The sequence below is a fragment of the Jannaschia sp. R86511 genome, assembly GCF_042466345.1.
Taxonomy (GTDB): Bacteria; Actinomycetota; Actinomycetes; order Actinomycetales; family JBBAYJ01; genus Aquipuribacter.
In genome coordinates this window covers 3,271,397-3,288,937 of sequence record NZ_JAXHCD010000001.1, presented here as the reverse complement: position 1 = coordinate 3,288,937, position 17,541 = coordinate 3,271,397, and the positions used below count along the sequence as shown (strand labels likewise).

Here is a 17,541-nt window from a genome sequence, read left to right as displayed (position 1 = left end):
CGGGTCGGGCTCAGGAGGCGTCCGCGCGGTGAATGCCGAGGTCGCAGCCGGAGGGCCCCTTCGTCGTCGGGGCCCGGGGCACGGTGACGGACCTGTCCGGTCGCACGTCCCCGTTCCTGGTCACCGAGTTCGAGCCGGGCAGGCGCTGCGTCTACGAGGTGCCGCTGGTCGGCGCCCGCCTGGGGCTGCAGCGGACGCTGCCGGCTCCGGTCACGTGCGGCACGAGGTCGCGTTCGTCGGACCGGCGGCATGGGTCTGGGCGCTCCTGCTTGGGCGGGGTCTCCGGCGTCAGCTCACGCCGGTCGTCGCGTCGCTGCTCGTGCGCGTGGAGGCCGGCCCCCGTCAGTGAGTCCGCGGTGTGCGGCCTTCGCGGGCGGCGATGGAGCGGACCTGCGCGTCGTGCAGGTCAGCGACCCACTCCCACCCCGGCTCGGCCGACGCGCCGATGCGGGGGTCGTCCACCGGCCGGCCGTCCCGCAGGGCCTCCACGTAGGTCCGGTCCAGCGCCAGGCGGGCGCGCAGCTGCTCGGCGGTGCCGACCGAGCCGTGCCCGGGGACCACGACGTCGACGTCGTCGACCAGCGCCTCGAGCAGGTCCAGCCCGGTGAGGTAGGCCGACACCGGGTCGCCGTCGTCGCCGAGCATGGGGACGAGGACGTCGGACAGCATGTCGCCGGCGACCAGGACGCGGGCCTCCTCGACCAGCAGCGCCGCGTGGCCGGTGGCGTGGGCGGGGTGCTCGACCACGCGGACGGCGGGGCCGTCCCAGGGCAGCCGGGTGGTCCCGTCGGGCAGCCCGGTGACCAGGCCGAAAAGCTCGGTCGGCGTCCGGTCGGCGATCTCGGGGGGCAGGCCCTCGACCACGCGGGACTGCCAGTCGGGCTTCGCGCGCAGGTCCCGCAGGAACGCCGCGCACCGGGCCGTGGCCAGGCGGGGGACCTCACCCAGGTCGGGGTGCCACAGCGCGTGGTCCCAGTCGGGGTGCGTCGCGAACCCCACCGCGACGGTCTCGCCCAGGTCGCGCAGGTCGGCGACGAGGCACGCGAGCTCCGCGCTCGTGATCCCGGGGTCGACCAGCAGCACCCCCGATCGGCCCCGCACCACGACGGTGTTGTTCCTCAGCAGGTCGCTCCGGTGGAGGAGGACGTGCTGGGTGACGTGCCTCAGCATGCGCTGCACCTGCTGCGGTCGGCGTCCTCCCGCATTCCTGCCTCCTGTCCGTGGCTCCTGTGCGGGTACCGTTGCGACCCGCGCGTCCTACCACCTGTGGAGACGTCGCCTCGGGCCAGAAGTCATCGGCTCGCCAGGACCCCGGGGGCAAGCTGCCTCCGACCTCGGCACCTCGCGAGGGGAGCACGGGCACCGAGCCGCGTCGCCGGCGTCGAGGCCGTGCCGTCGCTCACACGAGGCCGTTCGTGTACGCGGCGACCACCAGCTGTGCCCGGTCGTGGACGCCGAGCTTGGCCATGCTCCGGTTGATGTGGCTCTTGACCGTGGCCGAGCTGATGAACAGGACCGCGGCGATCTCGTCGTTCGACTCGCCGAGACCGACGTGCCGGAGCACCTCGACCTCGCGGCTGGTCAACAGGTCCAGCGTCACCGACGGCTGGGACCGGTGGTCCTTTCGGGTGCCGTCGAGGAACCGCTTGATCAGGCTCCGCGTCGCGGTGGGCGACAGCAGCGCGTCGCCGCGGTGGACGGCACGGATGCTGTCGACCAGCTGCGTCGGGTCGATGCCCTTGCCGATGAACCCGCTGGCGCCTGCCGTGAGGGCGCGGGCCACGTTGTCGTCGTCCTCGAAGGTGGTGAGGACGAGGACACGCGTGCCCGCCAGCTCGGGGCGGGCGACGATGGCCTGCGTGGCCTGGATGCCGTCTCCGGCCGGCATCCGGATGTCCATCAGGACGACGTCCGGTCGTTGGTCGAGCGTCACCCGGAGGGCCGTCTCACCCGAGTCCGCCTCGCCGACGACGACGATGTCCGTGGTGCCGGCCAGGATGCTGTTGATGGCGGTCCTGATGAGGGCCTGGTCGTCGACGAGGACGATCCGGATCATGTGGGCTGCTCCTGGTGGGGGAGGGTGACGACGAGCCGGTGCCGGCCGTCCGTGGCTGCGGCGACCACGGTTCCGCCGACCGTACGGACCAGCTCCTTCATCCCCGTGAGACCGTGACCTGCCCGCGGCGGTCCGGCCGGCAAGGACGTCGCGACGGGGTTGCGGCAGTCGATGACCAACGAGTCGGCCGTCCAGGTCATCGACAGCGTGGCGCGCGAACGGTCGCCGTGCTTGTAGGCGTTGGTCAGCGCCTCGCGGGCCACTCGGTAGGCGATGTGGTCGATGTGCGCCGGTTGCCGGGCGGGCCGTCCGCGTTGCGCCAGGTCCACCGGCATCCCGGCTGCCGTCATCGCGTCGGCGAGGCGGCCGACGTCGGCGAGGCCACGGTGGCCGTCCGGGGTCTCGGCTGCGGCGGTGACGTCGCCGTCCTCCTCGTGGCGCAGCCACGTGAGCAGCGAGTTGATCTCCGACAGCACCTCGCGAGCCGCTTGCTGGATGATCGCGAGGGACTGCTGCGCCGCCTCCGGGCGGTGCGCCAGGGACTGCTGGGCCGCTCCGGCGTGCAGGTTGATCACCGCGATCTGGTGAGCGACCGCGTCGTGGAGGTCCCTCGCGAACCTGAGCCTCTCGTCGGTCACCTGCCGCCGGGCCTCGGCCTCGCGGGAGGCCTCGGCCTGTTCCGCCCGGGCCACGTAGCCGGCGAGCTGCTCCCGGTGCAGTCGCAACGCGTCGCCGAGGGCGGTGGCGAGACCGAGCACCAGAGCCGTCTGCACGAGCGTGCCGTCGGTAGCCGACCCCGGTCGGACCAGCAGCGCCGGGACGACCACGGCGACGAGGATCAGTGCAGCGAGGACGAGCGACCGGGCGCGTGACCGCCGCGCCACGAGAGGCGCGAGGCAGACGACCACCGCGAGGGAGAAGCCCAGCGAGACGGCGTCCAGGGCCTCGGCGACCGCTAGCACACCGACGGTGACGACGACCGCCAGGTGGCTCCAACGGTGCCGCACCAGCAGGGCCGTGACGGCGCAGACCTGCATCACGACCAGGTACCAGGGCGGGACCTGGGCGGTCGGCGACGACGGGGGAGAGCCGGCGACGAAGCCGGAGGCGACCACCACGACGCCGGCGCCCACGGTCAGCAGGTGCGCCCGCCACCCAGCACCGACGCCGGTCCGCCCCGGGCGTCCGACGAGCTCGCGGGCGGGAGTCACCCGACCATCGTCGCCCACCGGGTGACCACGCCGCATCCACCCCCGGGACGCCACCACCTACCGCGTCCGCGGTAGCTGACCGCTCTGCGTCCACCCGTGGTGGCAGGCGCATTGAGGGTCCTCGGACGACGCGCTGAGACTCGCCGGGAGCAAGGGTTGTGGCGTCGGGACACACACGAGGGAAAGGACGTCGAGATGGCCACGGCAGCGATAGCGGTCAAGAACCTGACCAAGTACTACGGCGAGGGCGGCGGAAGGTTCGCGGCCCTGCGAGGTGTGAACGTCAAGGCGCGGCTGGGGGAGTCCCTGGCCGTCGTCGGCAAGAGCGGCTCGGGCAAGTCGACCCTCATGCACCTCATGGCCTTGCTCGACCAGCCGAGCGCGGGGTCGGTCCACGTGCTCGGTCAGGACGCCACCGGGCTCAGGACCGCCGACCTCGAGCAGACCCGCAACGAGACGTTCGGCTTCGTGTTCCAGCAGTTCTTCCTCGTCCCCGGCGCCACGGTCCTGGAGAACGTGGTGCTCCCGCTCACGGTGGCAGGGGTGCCTCGCCGGGAGCGTCGTCGCCGGGCGATGGAGACGCTGGAGCAGCTGGAGATGGCGGACAAGGCCGGCAACCGCGCGACCGACCTCTCCGGCGGGCAGAAGCAGCGCGTGGCGATCGCCCGGGCCCTGGTCAACAACCCCAGCGTGATCTTCGCCGACGAGCCGACCGGCAACCTCGACTCCGTCACAGGAGGCGTCGTCGAGGACCTGCTGTTCGCCCTCAACCGTGACCGGGCCATCACCGTCGTCGTGGTCACCCACGACGAGGCGCTGGCCGCTCGCTGCGACCGGCAGGTGTACCTCAAGGACGGGCTCGTGGTCACCCGGGCGGAGCTGGCCGCGTGAAGCGGGCGGACGTCGTCGGCTCGGCCGTGCGCTCCACCTTCCGCAGCAGGCTGCGCACCTCCCTCACCGTGATCGCCATCGTGATCGGCGCCTTCACCATCACGATCACCAACGGGCTCGGGACGGGCATCAACGCCTTCATCTCCGAGACCGTGTCGGCGATCGGCGCGGAGAACGTCCTCACGGTGAGCAGGACGCCTGACGACACGACCCAGACCGACGAGGGGATCCGGGAGTACGACCCGGCCACCACCCTCGTCACGGACACCTCGGGGCCTCCTGGCCCCGGTTCCGGCGGCACCGTCGAGGCGATCACCGAGGACGAGATCGAGCAGCTCCGTGGCCTCGACGACGTCGAGTCCGTGGAACGCCAGGTCAGCGTCCGGACCGACTTCATCCGGCTCGGGGACGACACCGCCTTCGAGTTCTCCATCAGCTCGTTCGTGCCGGGCGCCACCCTCCAGCTCGCCGCCGGTGACCAGCTCGACGACGACTCCCGCGACCTCGAGCTCGTCATCCCGGTCGACTACCTGGACGCGCTGTCGTGCGACGACGCCGACAGCTGCGTCGGCGAGACGGCCACGGTGGGCATCACCGACGGCGAAGACGTCCAGCACCTGGTGGAGGCGGAGATCGTGGGCGTGGCCGAAGCCGGTCTCGGCACGACCAACACCGGTAGCGCCAACATCGCCCTGGTCGACGAGCTGTACGCCCTGCAGTCGACCGGTCAGAGCGAGACCGAGACCAGCAGCTACGCCGCAGCGACCGTGACCCACGACCCCGACCTGACGGACGAGGACGTCACGACCCTGCGGGACGAGCTGACGGACCTCGGCTACGACAGCGAGACCGTGAGCGAGCAGATCGGCACCTTCCGCACCGTGATCGACGGAGTGATCCTGGTCCTGAACGCCTTCGCCGCCATCGCTCTGGTCGCGGCCGGCTTCGGCATCGTCAACACCCTGCTCATGAGCGTGCAGGAGCGCACCCGGGAGATCGGGCTGATGAAGGCCGTGGGTCTGGGCGGTCGGAAGATCTTCGCGATGTTCAGTGTCGAGGCCGTGTTCATCGGCTTCCTCGGCAGCGTCGTCGGATCGGTCCTCGGCATAGTCGTCGGCACCGCGACCAGCGGCCTCCTGGCCGAAGGGCTCCTGGGGGACCTGCCCGGTCTCACGCTCATCGCGTTCACCCCGCTGTCGGTGCTCTCGGTCGTCGCCCTGATCATGGGTATCGCGTTCGTCGCGGGCACGATGCCGGCGGTGCGAGCGGCCAGGAAGGTGCCCATCGAAGCCCTCAGGTACGAGTAGACCCCTCAGGCCCGGGCGGTCAGGAGCCGGTGCAGCGCCAGCAGGCTGATCGCGCCGGTGATCGGGACCCCCCAGAGGGGGATGAGGGCCATCGGCGTGTCCAGCAGGGTGCGCATGAGCGGGTCGCCGAGCAGGGTGAAGGTGAGCCCGGTGCCGACGGCGACGACGAAGTCGCCGAAGCTGAAGACGTGGAAGGCCGTGTAGGCCCGCACACGGCCCCGCCCGGCGAGCCTGGTCCCCGCGACGACGACCACTCCGGCCAGGACGCCCGCGACGAGGTCCCCCCAGGCGGCGTTGGTCACGAACCGGGCGGGCAGCAGGCCCTGGGCGCCCACGGCGAAGAACGCCAGGGCCGCGAGCACCCGCCAGACGTTGAACAGCGTGAGGTGGGCGAGGTCGAGGTCCCGCACGACGCTGCGCTGCACGGGTGACCGTCGGACCACGAGCAGCGGGACGGCGATGCCGACCGCGATCAGCGTCGGCAGGACGAGCAGCGGGACCCTGCTCAGCAGGCCGGCGGTCGACAGGGCGGCGACGACCACGCCCCAGACCACGACGACCACGCCCCACCTGGCCAGGACGGCGCGCTGCGTGGGGGACAGGTCCGCGAGCCGCCGTCCCGTCCGGTCGGGGGCGGGGCGGGCGGTGTGGCGGTCCGGTGTCGTGGTCATGGCGGGTCCTCGCTCTCGAAGTGAGTTGGAAAGTCCAACTGACATGACGGTAGGCATGGAGAGTTTGGATTGTCAACCGACTCGCGTACCCTGCTGGCGTGAGCCTGTCGCCCCGCCCCTGCTCGATCGCCCGCAGCCTGGACGTCCTCGGTGAGCGGTGGACGCTCCTGGTGCTGCGGGAGCTGACCTTCGGCGTGCACCGCTTCGACGGCATCGCCCGGGCCACGGGGGCGCCGCGGGACGTCCTCACCAAGCGCCTGCGCACCCTGGAGGACTCGGGGCTCGTCCTGCGGCGCCCGTACAGCGAGCGGCCGCCGCGCTCGGAGTACCACCTGACCGGGCTCGGGCGGGAGGCCAGCGAGGTGCTGCTCCTGCTCATGGCCTTCGGTGACCGGCACCTGTCGGAGGAGCCCCCGGTCGTGTGGTCGCACGGAGGGGCCGAGAACCCGGAGCACGACCTGGAGCCGGTGCTGCTGTGCCGGGTCTGCGGCCGTCCGGCGGCCGAGGGGATGCACGCCCCGACCGGGCCCGGTGCGCCCGGGCAGTGATGGGCAGGCGGGTCCCGCCGAGGGCGCCCGGTCAGGCGGCCCGGCCCGACCGACCAGAGGGCGTCGGGTAGGTCAGGTGGCCGAGGTCGTGCGAGCGCCGGGCCGACCCGGCGGAGGCACCCGTACCCGGCAGCTGATCCGGGCCGACCGGCTGGTCGCCCGACCTCCTGGTTCCGCCGATCCGGGCCTGCGCTCACGGCGAGTCGTGAGTCACGCCCCGGCGGCCTGCTCCAGCCAGGTCCACAGCGCTGCTTCGCGGTCGACGTCGTACGACTCGTCCGAGGACGGGGCGACCCGGCTGCGGTGGACGTAGGAACCGGTGGCGGCCCTGGTCGTGCCGAGGACGGTGTCGGCGAGCCGCCGGCCCGCGACCGGTGGGGTGTCCGCGAGCGGCGTGAGCGCCAGCGCCGGCACGACGTGCTCCATCAGCCAGCCGGACGCGCCGCCGGCGTCACGGGCCAACCCGGTGCCGATGACCAGGCTGGGGTTGTAGGCGACGACGTCGACCCCCTCGGGGAGCCTGCGGGCCCACTCGTGGACCAGGTAGACGGCGGCGAGCTTGCTCGTGGCGTACGCGGCCCGCCCGGCCCGCCCGGTCGTCGGCCGCGGGTGCGCGCCGGGCTCCGACAGCCGCTCCGGCGTGCTCCAGCGGATGGGCGGGAAGATGCCGCCGGTGTGACGGAGGTCGCCGAAGTGGGCGTCAGAGACGGTGACCACGACACGGGCGGGCGTCGTCCTCAGGTGGGGGTGCAGGCGGCGCAGCAGCAGGTGGTTGGCCAGTACGTTGACCGCGAAGGTCTTCTCGTAGCCGTCGGCCGTGGCGTGCGCGGCGCTGTCCAGGTGGACCCCGGCGTTCAGCACCAGGCCGCGCATCGGTGGCAGCCGGCCGGCGTCGAGCAGGTCCTCCACCTGTGCGGCGGCGTCGAGGGTGCCGGCGGTGCTCGCCAGGTCGACGTCGACCGCGGTCACGTGCGGGGAGACCGCGAGCAACCGGGGCAGCACCTGCGCGGCCGAGGCAGCCCGGGCGAGGACGACCAGGTGGGCGTCGGGGCTGCGGCGCAGCAGGTCCTGCGCGGCCTCCAGCCCGATGCCGCGGGTGGCGCCGGTCATGACGATCGTGCGGGTCGGTGCGGTCATGGGGATGTTCCTCCGAGGTGCGTCGCCGACGGTCCGTGCCTACGCGATCGGGTCGATCCGAGAGGCCGTCGAGACCACGATGGGGAGCGGGCGACGCCGGAGGAAGGCCGCGACGAGACCGGTACCGGCAGGGCCAGCCTCGCGGTACCCCGCCGGACGCCGGGGCGGGCAGACTCGGGCCGTGCAGGACGCAGGACGACCGGACCTCGGGGACTTCCTCCGACGGCGGCGGGCCATGATGTCGCCGTCCGGGGGCTCGGCCGGTCCGCGGGCCTCCCGTCGACGGGTCCCGGGGCTGCGACGCCAGGAGCTGGCCGAGCTGGCGTCGGTCTCCGTGGAGTACTACACGCGCCTCGAGCAGGGGCGGGCACCGCGTCCGTCCCGCGACGTGCTGGCCGCGCTGGCCCGTTCGTTCGACCTCGACGACGCCGAGCGTGGCCACCTGTTCCGGCTCGCCGGCGAGCTGCCGCCCGAGCCGGCCGAGCCGTCCCGCACCGTCCGGCCGGGGCTGCTGCGGCTGATGGCGCACCTCGACCCGGTGATCCCGGTGACCGTGCACGACGGCCGGCTCGACGTGGTCGCTGCCAACCCGTCCGCCGTGGAGCTGTTCGGTCCGCTGACCGAGCCCGGGCCGTACGGCCGCAACATCGTCCACCGGACGTTCACGTCCCCTGCGCTCACCGACAGCCTCGACGAGGCCGGCACGCAGCAGCTGCTGCGGGTGGCCGCCGCCGAGCTGCGCGGCGCGCTGACCCGCTACCCCGACGACCCCTACCTGCGGGGGCTGCTCGAGGACCTGCTGGGGCGCAGCCCGGCGTTCCAGCAACGCTGGGACAGCGGCGAGGTCGGCGTGTGGCGGTCCGCGTTCAAGCGGGTGCGACACCCGTCGAGGGGCTGGCTCGACCTGGACACCGAGATGCTCCACGACCCGGAGCGGGACCACTGGTTCATGCTCTACACCGAGCGCACGACCGGGCCGTAGCCGCTGCTGCCCTCTCGCGCCGTGGCCCGCTCGTGAGGCCGATCGCCCGACCTAGTCGAGGCCGATGGCGAACGCGGCGTCGAGGTCGTGGCGGCTGTACGCGCGGAAGGTGATCTTGGTGTTGGTCTCCACGACGCCCGCCACCTTGGCCAGCCGGTCGGCGATGACGTCGGCGAGCTCGTCGTGCTCGCGCACCCGTACGAGGGCGACGAGGTTGCTGTCACCGGTCACGGAGTACACCTCGCTGATCCCCGGGATCGCGGCGATCTCCTGCGCCACCTCGGGGATGCGGTCGGTGGTCGTCTTGATCAGCACGATGGCGGTCAGCACGACAGCGATGGTGCCACGAGGTGCCCCCGACGGTCCGGGCCCGAGCGGGGCCGACCGGATCGCCGGGCCTGACCCGGGCGGGTGACGTCGGCCCACGTCCGTGCGCGTACCCCACCGTTCGTGCCGATGTCGTCGGTGCGGGCTCCGCCCGCCACGTGCCGCAGAACCGACTACCCGGCGGGAGCCGCCCCGTGACCGATGACCGTGCGCTGCCCCGGCCGCCACGTCCGCTGCGCCCTGCGCTGGCCGTCACCGACCGCTTCCGCACCAGCACCCGGCTCGTCGCGCTCGTGCTCGTCCTGCTGGTCCCGGGAGTGGTGTCCGCCTCCGCCTTCGCGCGGACGGTCGGTGCCCAGGCGTCGTTCGCCGAGCAGGAGCGCAGCGGCGTCAGGGTCGTGGAACCGGCCCTGCTGGTGCTCGCCGACGTCGTCGCCGGTCGGGACCCGTCCACCGTCGACCTGGCCGCCGCGGTCGCCGCGAACCCCGGGCTCGGGGTCGACGACCAGCTCGTGGCCGTCGAGGAGCTCGTCCAGGCGCCCGAGGCCGGCACCCCCGCGGGTCGCGCCGACACGGCCGAGGCCGTCGCGGCCCTCGTCACCGAGGTGGGCAACAGCTCGAACCTGATCCTCGACCCCGACCTCGACTCGTTCTACGTCATGGACTCCCTGGTCGTGCAGCTGCCTCGCGCCCTGGTCGCCGCCGCGCAGGCCGCGGCCCCCGACCCCGGGGCCGACGCCGACGTCATCGCCCGTCAGGCCGTGCTGGCCGGCACGCTGTCCGGCGCCGGGGCCTCCCTGGCCGGTGACGTGACGACCGCTCGCGAGAGCACCGCCGCCGACCCGGCCGGCCTCGCGCCGCTGGACGACATGACGCTCGCGGCCGAGGAGGCCGGCCGCCTCGGGACGTCGCTGTCGACGACGCTGTCGACGACGCTGGACTCGCCCGCCGCCGCCGACCCCGAGCAGCTGGCCGACCTGGCCGCCGCGGCGACCGGGTCCGCGACGCAGGTGCTCGACGACCTGCTGAGCGCCCGGATCGACCGGCTGGAGGCGGGACGGACCCGCACCCTGCTGGTCTCGCTCGGCGGGCTGCTCGTGGCGGTCTGGCTGGCCGCGGCCGTCTGGTGGCGCACCCGCAGCGACGTCGCGCTGGTGCTCACGGGCGTGACGTCGTTGTCCTCCGGCGACCTCACGCCCAGGCCCCTGCCCGGCGGCAAGGACGAGTTCGGCGACATCGGGACCGCGGTCGCCGGCGCCCGGGAGCAGCTCGCGCACCAGCAGGCGGACCTGGCCGCGGCGGCGGCGGAGCGGGAGGAGCAGATCCGGGCCACCTTCATCCACACCAGGACCGCCGAGAAGCAGTCGCGCGAACGGGCCCAGACCGTCATCACCACCGCGTCGCGGGAGATCATCCAGGAGCTGAACGACGTGGTCCAGCAGGTCGCCGCGGTCCGGGCGGCCGCCGGGACCATCGACCAGCGCGTCGTCGCCGCCGACGCCGTCACCCGGGGCGTCGTCGACCAGGCCCGGGCGGCCGACGAGGTGGTCGGGGCCCTCACCTCGTCGCTGCGGTCCATCACCGGCATGGCCGCCACGATCGCGGGGGTGGCCGGGCAGACGAAGCTGCTCGCGCTCAACGCGACCATCGAGGCCGCCCGGGCGGGCGAGGCGGGTCGCGGCTTCACCGTCGTGGCCGAGGAGGTCAAGGCGCTGGCCACCGCGACCGCGGGCTCGACCGAGCAGATCGCCACCACCGTCGCCGAGGTCGAGAACAACGCCCGTGCGGTGTCGACCAGCATCACGAGCATGAGCGCCGGCATCAGCGGCATCGACGAGGCGTCCGAGGCGCTGCGACGGGTCGCGGCCGGTCAGCTCGAGGTGGTCGAGGCGCTCGACCGGGCGATGAGCAGCACCATGCGGCGCATCGAGGACATGAGCGACATCGCCGCCCAGCTCGAGCGTCGCCGCACCGAGCGGTTCCCGTTCGTCGTCGACGCCGTCCTCGTGCTCGGGGCCGACCGCATGACCGTCCGCCACGCCGACCTGGGGGCCGGCGGCACCCGCGTGGTGACGCCGCGCGCGCTCCGGGTCGGGGCCGGCACCCCGATCGAGGTGCAGACCGTCCTGGACGGCCGGGAGACCGTCCTGCCCGGGCACGTCGTCCGGGTCGAGCCCCACGGGGACGGCCTCGAGCTCGGGGTCGAGTTCGTCGCCCTGTCGCCGGAGGCCTCCGCCCGTCTCGACAAGGTGCTCCGCGGGCTGGAGACCTGCGTCACCTCCTGACGCCCCCGGTCGGCCGGCCCACACGCCCCGGCAGTCGTCGGCGGGTGCTCACGCCCCGGGCAGCCCGTTGCGGCGGATGACCTCGGCGTACCAGAGCGCGCTGTCCTTGGGGGTGCGCGTCTGGGTGTCGTAGTCGACGTGGACGATGCCGAACCGCTTGGAGAACCCGTAGCCCCACTCGAAGTTGTCCAGCAGCGACCACAGGTAGTACCCGCGGACGTCCGCGCCGTCGGTGATGGCCCGGTGCACGGCGCGCAGGTGCCCGTCGACGTAGCCGATCCGGTCGTCGTCGTGCACGGCCCCGTCGGCGGTGAGCACGTCGGGATAGGCGGCGCCGTTCTCGGTGACGTGCAGCGGAACGCCGGGGGCCTCGGTGTGCAGCCGCACGAGCAGCTGGTGCAGGCCGTCGGCGTCCACGGGCCAGCCCATCGCGGTCAACGGGCCGACCGGCTCCGGGAACTCCAGGTCACCGCTGCCCACCCACGGGCTGGACGCGCTGCTGCCGTGGCCGTCGGCCTCGACGCGCACCCCCACGCCGTCCCAGGCCCGGACCACGGTGGGGGAGTAGTAGTTGAGCCCGAGGGCGTCCAGCGGCTGGTGCACCACGGCCAGGTCGCCGTCGCGCACGAACGACCAGTCGGTGACGTGGGCGGTGTCGGCCAGCACGTCGGCCGGGTAGCGCCCGTGCAGCACCGGGTCGAGGAACACCCGGTTCTGCAGGCCGTCCACGCGCCGGGCGGCGTCGAGGTCGGCCGGGTCGTCCGGGTCCTCCGGGCGCACCCAGGCCAGGTTGAGGGTGATGGCCACCGGCAGGTCGGGGGCGTGCTCGCGCACGGCCAGGGCCGCCAGGCCGTGGGCCAGGTTCAGGTGGTGCACCGCGGCCAGCGCGGCCGCGGGCTCGGTCCGGCCCGGTGCGTGCACGCCGCTGGCGTAGCCGAGGTAGGCCGAGCACCACGGCTCGTTGAGCGTGATGACCGTGCTCAGCCGGTCGCCCAGGTGCTGCGCCACCACGGCGGCGTACTCGCCGAACCGTTCGGCGGTCCGCCGGTCGGTCCAGCCGCCGCCGTCCTCCAGCGCCTGGGGCAGGTCCCAGTGGTACAGCGTGGCCGCCGGCGTGATGCCCGCCGCGAGCAGCTCGTCGACCAGCCGGTCGTAGAAGCCCAGCCCGGCCCGGTTGACCGGACCGAGCGAGTCGGGGGTCACCCCGGGGGTGATCCGGGGCCAGGCGACCGAGAAGCGGTACGAGCCGAGGCCGAGCCGGCGCATCAGGGCCACGTCGTCGACGTAGCGGTGGTAGTGGTCGTCGGCGACGTCCCCGGTGTGGCCGTCGAACACCTTGCCGGGCGTGCGGGAGAACGTGTCCCAGATCGACGGCGCCCGGCCGTCCTCGTCGTGCGCGCCCTCGATCTGGTACGCCGCGGTGGCCGCACCCCAGACGAACCCGGGCGGGAAGCGGAGCCCGGCGGGGGAGCCGGCCGGCTCCGTCTGCGCGGGGCGGGCCTCGACGGCGGTCACCCCTTCACCGCCCCGGACATGATGCCGCTGACGATCTGGCGGCCGAGCAGCACGAACACGACGACGACGGGCAGGGTCCCCACGAGGGTCCCCGCCATGATGATGGCCTGGTCAGGCACGTACCCGCTCCCTAGGTTCTTCAGCGCCACCTGCACGGTGGGGTTGGACGAGACCAGCGCGATCACCGGCCAGAAGAAGTCGTTCCACGCGGCCATGAACGTCAGCATCGCCAGCACGGCCATGCCCGGTCGGGCGATCGGCAGCACGATGCTCCACACCGTCCGCAACGACGTGGCCCCGTCCACCCGCGCGGCCTCGATGAGCTCGTCGGGCAGGGACTGGATCAGGTACTGGCGCATGAAGAACACGCCGAACGCGGTGACCAGCGAGGGCAGCACGACGGCGGACAGCTTGCCGGTCAGGTCGAGCGCGGCCATCACCTGGTAGAGCGGGACGATGCCGAGCGTCGGCGGGATCATCATCGTGCCGACCGTGATGGCGAACAGCTGCTTCTTGCCGGTGAAGTGCTGCTTGGCGAACGCGTACCCGGACAGGGTGCACAGCAGCACGGTGGTCACGGTGATGACGCCGGACACCAGCAGCGAGTTCCAGATCGCCAGGCCGAGCGGCTGGGCGTCCCAGGCGCTGAGGATGTTGCGCCACAGCCCGTTGCCCGGGGTGAGCGGCGGCGGGAACTGGTTCATCTCCGACATCGGCCGGCTGGCGGCGACGACCATGTAGTAGAACGGCGCGAGGAACAGGAACGCCGTCACCACCAGCAGGACGTAGGCCACGGGACCGGCGTGGTCGCCGCTGCGGCGGCGTCGCCGACGTCGGGGCCGGTCGGCCAGCGGGCTCACCGCCGCCGCGTCGCGGACGGTCGTCGCGGTCATCGGGTGGCCTTCCGGTCGCGGGTGCGCCAGCGGGCGATCCCGGTGTTGAGCAGGACGAGCGCGACCACCAGGACGAAGGTGACCCAGGCGATGGTGGCCGCGCGGCCGAGCTGGAAGTAGTCCCAGCCCTGCTGGTACATGAACAGCCCGAGCGTCTGGTACTGCCCGAGCGCCCCGCCGTCGGCCTGGCCGTTGCCGAACAGCAGCGGCTCGCCGAACAGCTGGGTGGCGCCGATGGTCGACACGACGATCGTGAACAGGATCGTCGGGCGCAGGCCCGGCAGCGTGACGTGCAGGAACTGCTGCCACTTGCTGGCGCCGTCGAGCGAGGCCGCCTCGTACAGGTCCTGGGAGATGGACTGCATCCCGGCCAGGTAGATCAGCGCGTTGTAGCCGGTCCAGCGCCAGGTGACGATGACGGCGATCGCGATCTGCGCGGTCAGGTCGCCGTTGCGCCAGTCGACGGCGTCGATGCCGACCCACGACAGCACCCAGTTGACGAACCCGTTGTCGCGGCCGAACAGCTGGGCGAACACCAGCGTGGACGCGGCGACGGAGGTCGCGTACGGCATCAGCATGCTGATCCGGAAGAAGTTCCGGACCACCATCTGGTAGTTGAGCAGGTGGGCCAGGCCGAGCGCGAGCATCAGCTGCGGGACCGTGGCCAGGATGCCGATGGTGATGGTGCGCCACAGCGAGTTGTAGAACTCCGGGCTGTCGAACAGCCACCGGTAGTTGTCCAACCCGACGAACACCATGGGGGAGCCGAGCTCGAAGTCGTTGAGGCTGATCCACGCCGTCCAGACCAGGGGGAACAGCCCGAAGGCGAAGAACAGCAGGAAGAACGGCGAGATGTAGAGGTACGGCGCGGCCTTCGCCTCGAAGCGGAAGATCCGGCTGCGCCACCCGACGGGCGGTGCGGACGGGCGGGCGCGCGCGGTGGGGGCGTCGTCGGTGCTGGCCGGCGGACGGGTCTGGACAGCCATGACGGCCTCCTCGGTCGGGACGCCCGGCGACCTGGTCGCGCGGGTGCCGCTGACGGGCTCGGACGGGTGGACGGGCTCGGGAGGTGGGCGGGCGCGGAAGGGCGCGCCCGCCCACCCCGGTCTCAGCCGAGCTGGTTGTCGATGGCCCGCTGGGCCGACGTCCACGCCTCGTCGGGGTCGATGTCGTTGACCTCGACGGTCAGCAGCGCGTTGGTGATCTCGTTCTTGAGCACGCCGTCGTCCGGCCCGAGGATCTGGGTCGGTGCGGCCTTGGCGATGTCACCGAAGACCTGCCCGATCGGGGCGTCGCTGAAGTACTCGTCCGTGGTGTCCGCCACCGCGTCGATCGCCGTGGTGTTCGACGGGAAGTTGCCGCCGGCGGCGAACACCTTCTCCTGCTGCTCGGGGGCGGTCAGCCACATGGCGAGCTTGACCGCCTCCTCCTGGTTCTCCGAGCTCGCGGGCACCCCGAGGTAGGCACCGCCCCAGTTGCCGGCCGCGCCACCGGGCAGGGAGGTCACACCCCACTTGCCGCTGCCCTCCTCGCCGGCCTGGCCCTTGATGTAGCCGAGCATCCACGAGGGGCAGGCGATGGTCGCGAACGCGCCGTTGCCGAAGCCCGGGTTCCACTCCGGGTCCTCGAACTGCGCGAACTTGGCGGTGAGGTCGCTGTCCGCCGCGGTGGCGGCCAGGTCGAAGGCCTCGCGCACGGCGGGGTTGGAGTCGTAGACGAGCTCGCCCGCCTCGTCGTAGTAGATCTCCGTCTCGGTGGAGATGATCGCGTTGTAGAGCCCGCCCGCGGAGTCGGTCCAGGCGCTGCCCTCGGGCGCCGCGGCCTTGTACTCCTCGCCCAGGGCGAGGTAGTCCTCCCACGAGCCCATCGCCGCTGCCAGCTCGGCCGGGTCGGTCGGCAGGCCGGCCTCTTCGAGCAGGTCGGTGCGGTAGCAGATGCCGGTCGGGCCGATGTCGGTGCCGAGCCCGATGACGGCGCCGTCCTCGGTGGTGGCGGCGTCCTGCTTGAACTGCGCGTAGTCGCCCAGCTGGTCGGCCGCCTCGGTCTGCGTGAGGTCGACCCACTTGTCGGCGAGGTCGGTCGTGGCGGTGCGGATCCGGGCCACCTCGATGCCCTGGATGTCCGCGGCGCCGCTGCCCGCGTTGAGCTTGGTCAGCAGCGCGGGCCAGTAGGTGTCCTCGCCCTGGGTCGTCTCGTAGGAGATCGTGACCCCGGGGTTCTCCTCCTCGTACTGGTCGAAGAGGCCGGCCTCGTCCATGCCGAAGGTGCCGAAGAGGCTGACGGTCAGCTCCGTGGACCCGGTGCCGCCGCTCTCGCCGCCCTCGGCCGCGGCCGTGGCCTCCCCGCTCCCGCAGCCCGCGAGAGCCACGAGGGCTCCTGCCGCGACCGTCGCGATGGCCGTGCGTGCTCGACCAGACATCATGTGATCAGTCCTTCCGCCTCGTCGTCGAGGCAACCCCTGGAGGTCCGGCGCCACTGTCGTGCGCAGGTGTGAGAGCGCTCCCATGCGCTCGGGGACGACAGTCCACCGTCGCCTCCGACGGTGTCAAGGGGCTGGGTCAGATTCGTGGGAGCGTTCCCATGATCAGCCGGCCGGCGCGCGGGTGGCCGCACCCGGTGCGCCTCAGGCGGACGAACGCACCACGAGGTGGGTGCGCAGCCGGACGTGCAGCGGCGACGGCTCGCCCCCCACCAGGGCCGTGACCAGCGACTGCGCCATGCTGCGGCCCAGCTCCTCGATCGGCTGGTGGACCGTGGTGAGCGGCGGCTGGGTGGCCTGCGCGATCGGGACGTCGTCGAAGCCCACGACGGCGACGTCGTCCGGCACCGACAGGCCCCGGTCCGCGACGGCCCGCAGCGCCCCCGCCGCCATCAGGTCGTTGGCGACGAACACGCCGTCCACGCGGGGCCGGAGGTCCAGCAGGGCGAGCATGCCGCGGTGGCCGCTCTCGACCGTGTAGTCGCCGGTCACGACGTCGTCGTCGCCCGGCTCGCGGCCGGCCTCGGTCAACGCCTGCCGCCAGCCGGCGAGACGGTCCATCGACCCGGTCATGTCGGCCGGGCCGCTGATGGTCGCGACCCGGGCGCAGCCGCGCTCCACCAGCCGGCGCGTGGCGGCGGCGGCACCGTCGGCGTTGTCGACGTCGACCACGGGCAGCCCGGCGGCGGCGGGATCGTGCGAGCGGCCGGCCATCACAACGGGCAGGCCGAGCGCGTGCAACCGGGCGGGCATGCTCTCACCGTGGTGCAGCGACACGAACATGGCCGCGTCGAGGTGGCCGCCGGCGGCGAACCGCTCCAGCTGGTCGCGGTCGGGGTCGGTGGCCACCAGGACGAACACCAGCTGCAGCCCGTGCGCGGCGACCACCCGGTGCGCGCCCTTGAGGACGGTCGAGAAGAACGGGTCGGAGAAGAACTTGTCCTCGGGCTCGCACACCACGAACGCCACGGTGTCGCTGCGCCGGGTGACCAGGCTGCGGGCGGCGGCGTTGGGCACGTAGGCCAGGCGGCTCGCCGCCGCCAGCACCTTGGCCCGGGCGTCCTCGCTCACCCGCGGCGAGCCCGTCAGGACCCGGCTGGCGGTGGCCCGGGACACGCCGGCAGCGGCGGCGACGGACTCCAGCGTCGCCGGGACGCGACCACCTGACCCGACCATCGCGGTCCACCCTCCTGTCCAGGACCGCCCGGTGCGGCGGAGGCCGCTCAGACTAGGGCGCGG

The 17,541-nt window shown here is 73.0% G+C and carries 16 protein-coding genes; 5 read left to right on the top strand and 11 right to left on the bottom strand.

Annotated elements, in window-relative coordinates; translation table 11 throughout:
• Nucleotides 1–342: 342 nt before the first annotated feature.
• From SJY06_RS15385 to SJY06_RS15375, 3 genes are all read right to left on the bottom strand, one after another.
• On the bottom strand, nt 343–1,170 hold the full coding sequence (locus tag SJY06_RS15385; RefSeq protein WP_380168417.1) for an MBL fold metallo-hydrolase: 828 nt from the start codon (nt 1,168–1,170) through the stop codon (nt 343–345).
• Nucleotides 1,171–1,399: 229 nt separating this feature from the next.
• Nucleotides 1,400–2,056: a response regulator gene (locus SJY06_RS15380; RefSeq protein WP_380168416.1), complete on the bottom strand. Its 657-nt coding sequence runs from the start codon at nt 2,054–2,056 to the stop codon at nt 1,400–1,402.
• On the bottom strand, nt 2,053–3,267 hold the full coding sequence (locus tag SJY06_RS15375) for a sensor histidine kinase (RefSeq protein WP_380168415.1): 1,215 nt from the start codon (nt 3,265–3,267) through the stop codon (nt 2,053–2,055). The genes SJY06_RS15380 and SJY06_RS15375 overlap by 4 nt, the downstream gene beginning before the upstream one ends.
• A gap of 195 nt (nt 3,268–3,462) precedes the next feature.
• Here SJY06_RS15375 and SJY06_RS15370 point away from each other — a divergent pair, with 195 nt between their 5' ends.
• A complete protein-coding gene (locus SJY06_RS15370; protein WP_380168414.1) occupies nt 3,463–4,158 on the top strand; it encodes an ABC transporter ATP-binding protein in 696 nt (231 codons plus the stop codon).
• A complete protein-coding gene (locus SJY06_RS15365) occupies nt 4,155–5,465 on the top strand; it encodes an ABC transporter permease (protein ID WP_380168413.1) in 1,311 nt (436 codons plus the stop codon). The genes SJY06_RS15370 and SJY06_RS15365 overlap by 4 nt, the downstream gene beginning before the upstream one ends.
• Before the next feature lie 5 nt (nt 5,466–5,470).
• Here SJY06_RS15365 and SJY06_RS15360 read toward each other — a convergent pair whose 3' ends face one another.
• A complete protein-coding gene (locus tag SJY06_RS15360; RefSeq protein ID WP_380168412.1) occupies nt 5,471–6,136 on the bottom strand; it encodes a hypothetical protein in 666 nt (221 codons plus the stop codon).
• Between the two features lie 98 nt (nt 6,137–6,234).
• Between SJY06_RS15360 and SJY06_RS15355 the strand changes: the two genes are divergently transcribed.
• A complete protein-coding gene (locus SJY06_RS15355) occupies nt 6,235–6,684 on the top strand; it encodes a winged helix-turn-helix transcriptional regulator (RefSeq protein WP_380168411.1) in 450 nt (149 codons plus the stop codon).
• A 210-nt stretch (nt 6,685–6,894) separates the two neighbouring features.
• Here the strand turns inward: SJY06_RS15355 and SJY06_RS15350 are convergent, their stop codons facing one another.
• Nucleotides 6,895–7,821, bottom strand: a complete 927-nt coding sequence (locus tag SJY06_RS15350) for an SDR family NAD(P)-dependent oxidoreductase (RefSeq protein WP_380168410.1) — start codon at nt 7,819–7,821, stop codon at nt 6,895–6,897.
• Nucleotides 7,822–8,002: 181 nt separating this feature from the next.
• On the opposite strand from SJY06_RS15350, the gene SJY06_RS15345 reads away from it, so the two are divergent.
• Nucleotides 8,003–8,803 (top strand): helix-turn-helix transcriptional regulator, encoded by an 801-nt coding sequence (locus tag SJY06_RS15345; protein WP_380168409.1) that lies wholly within the window; start codon nt 8,003–8,005, stop codon nt 8,801–8,803.
• 51 nt (nt 8,804–8,854) lie between these two features.
• Here the strand turns inward: SJY06_RS15345 and SJY06_RS15340 are convergent, their stop codons facing one another.
• On the bottom strand, nt 8,855–9,133 hold the full coding sequence (locus SJY06_RS15340; protein ID WP_380168408.1) for an Lrp/AsnC family transcriptional regulator: 279 nt from the start codon (nt 9,131–9,133) through the stop codon (nt 8,855–8,857).
• Between the two features lie 191 nt (nt 9,134–9,324).
• On the opposite strand from SJY06_RS15340, the gene SJY06_RS15335 reads away from it, so the two are divergent.
• A complete protein-coding gene (locus tag SJY06_RS15335) occupies nt 9,325–11,415 on the top strand; it encodes a methyl-accepting chemotaxis protein (protein ID WP_380168407.1) in 2,091 nt (696 codons plus the stop codon).
• A gap of 48 nt (nt 11,416–11,463) precedes the next feature.
• Here the strand turns inward: SJY06_RS15335 and SJY06_RS15330 are convergent, their stop codons facing one another.
• From SJY06_RS15330 to SJY06_RS15310, 5 genes are all read right to left on the bottom strand, one after another.
• Complete coding sequence (locus tag SJY06_RS15330) at nt 11,464–12,930, bottom strand: GH1 family beta-glucosidase (protein ID WP_380168406.1); 1,467 nt, start codon at nt 12,928–12,930, stop codon at nt 11,464–11,466.
• Complete coding sequence (locus SJY06_RS15325) at nt 12,927–13,823, bottom strand: carbohydrate ABC transporter permease (protein ID WP_380168405.1); 897 nt, start codon at nt 13,821–13,823, stop codon at nt 12,927–12,929. The genes SJY06_RS15330 and SJY06_RS15325 overlap by 4 nt, the downstream gene beginning before the upstream one ends.
• On the bottom strand, nt 13,820–14,809 hold the full coding sequence (locus SJY06_RS15320) for a carbohydrate ABC transporter permease (protein WP_380168404.1): 990 nt from the start codon (nt 14,807–14,809) through the stop codon (nt 13,820–13,822). Before SJY06_RS15320 ends, SJY06_RS15325 begins: the two co-directional genes overlap by 4 nt.
• 122 nt (nt 14,810–14,931) lie before the next feature.
• The gene (locus tag SJY06_RS15315) at nt 14,932–16,191 is read right to left on the bottom strand and encodes an ABC transporter substrate-binding protein (RefSeq protein WP_380168403.1); all 1,260 of its coding nucleotides are present in this window, start codon (nt 16,189–16,191) and stop codon (nt 14,932–14,934) included.
• 255 nt (nt 16,192–16,446) lie between these two features.
• Nucleotides 16,447–17,478 carry a LacI family DNA-binding transcriptional regulator gene (locus SJY06_RS15310; RefSeq protein WP_380168402.1) on the bottom strand — a complete coding sequence of 344 codons (1,032 nt, stop codon included), beginning with the start codon at nt 17,476–17,478 and terminating at the stop codon, nt 16,447–16,449.
• Nucleotides 17,479–17,541: the final 63 nt, after the last annotated feature.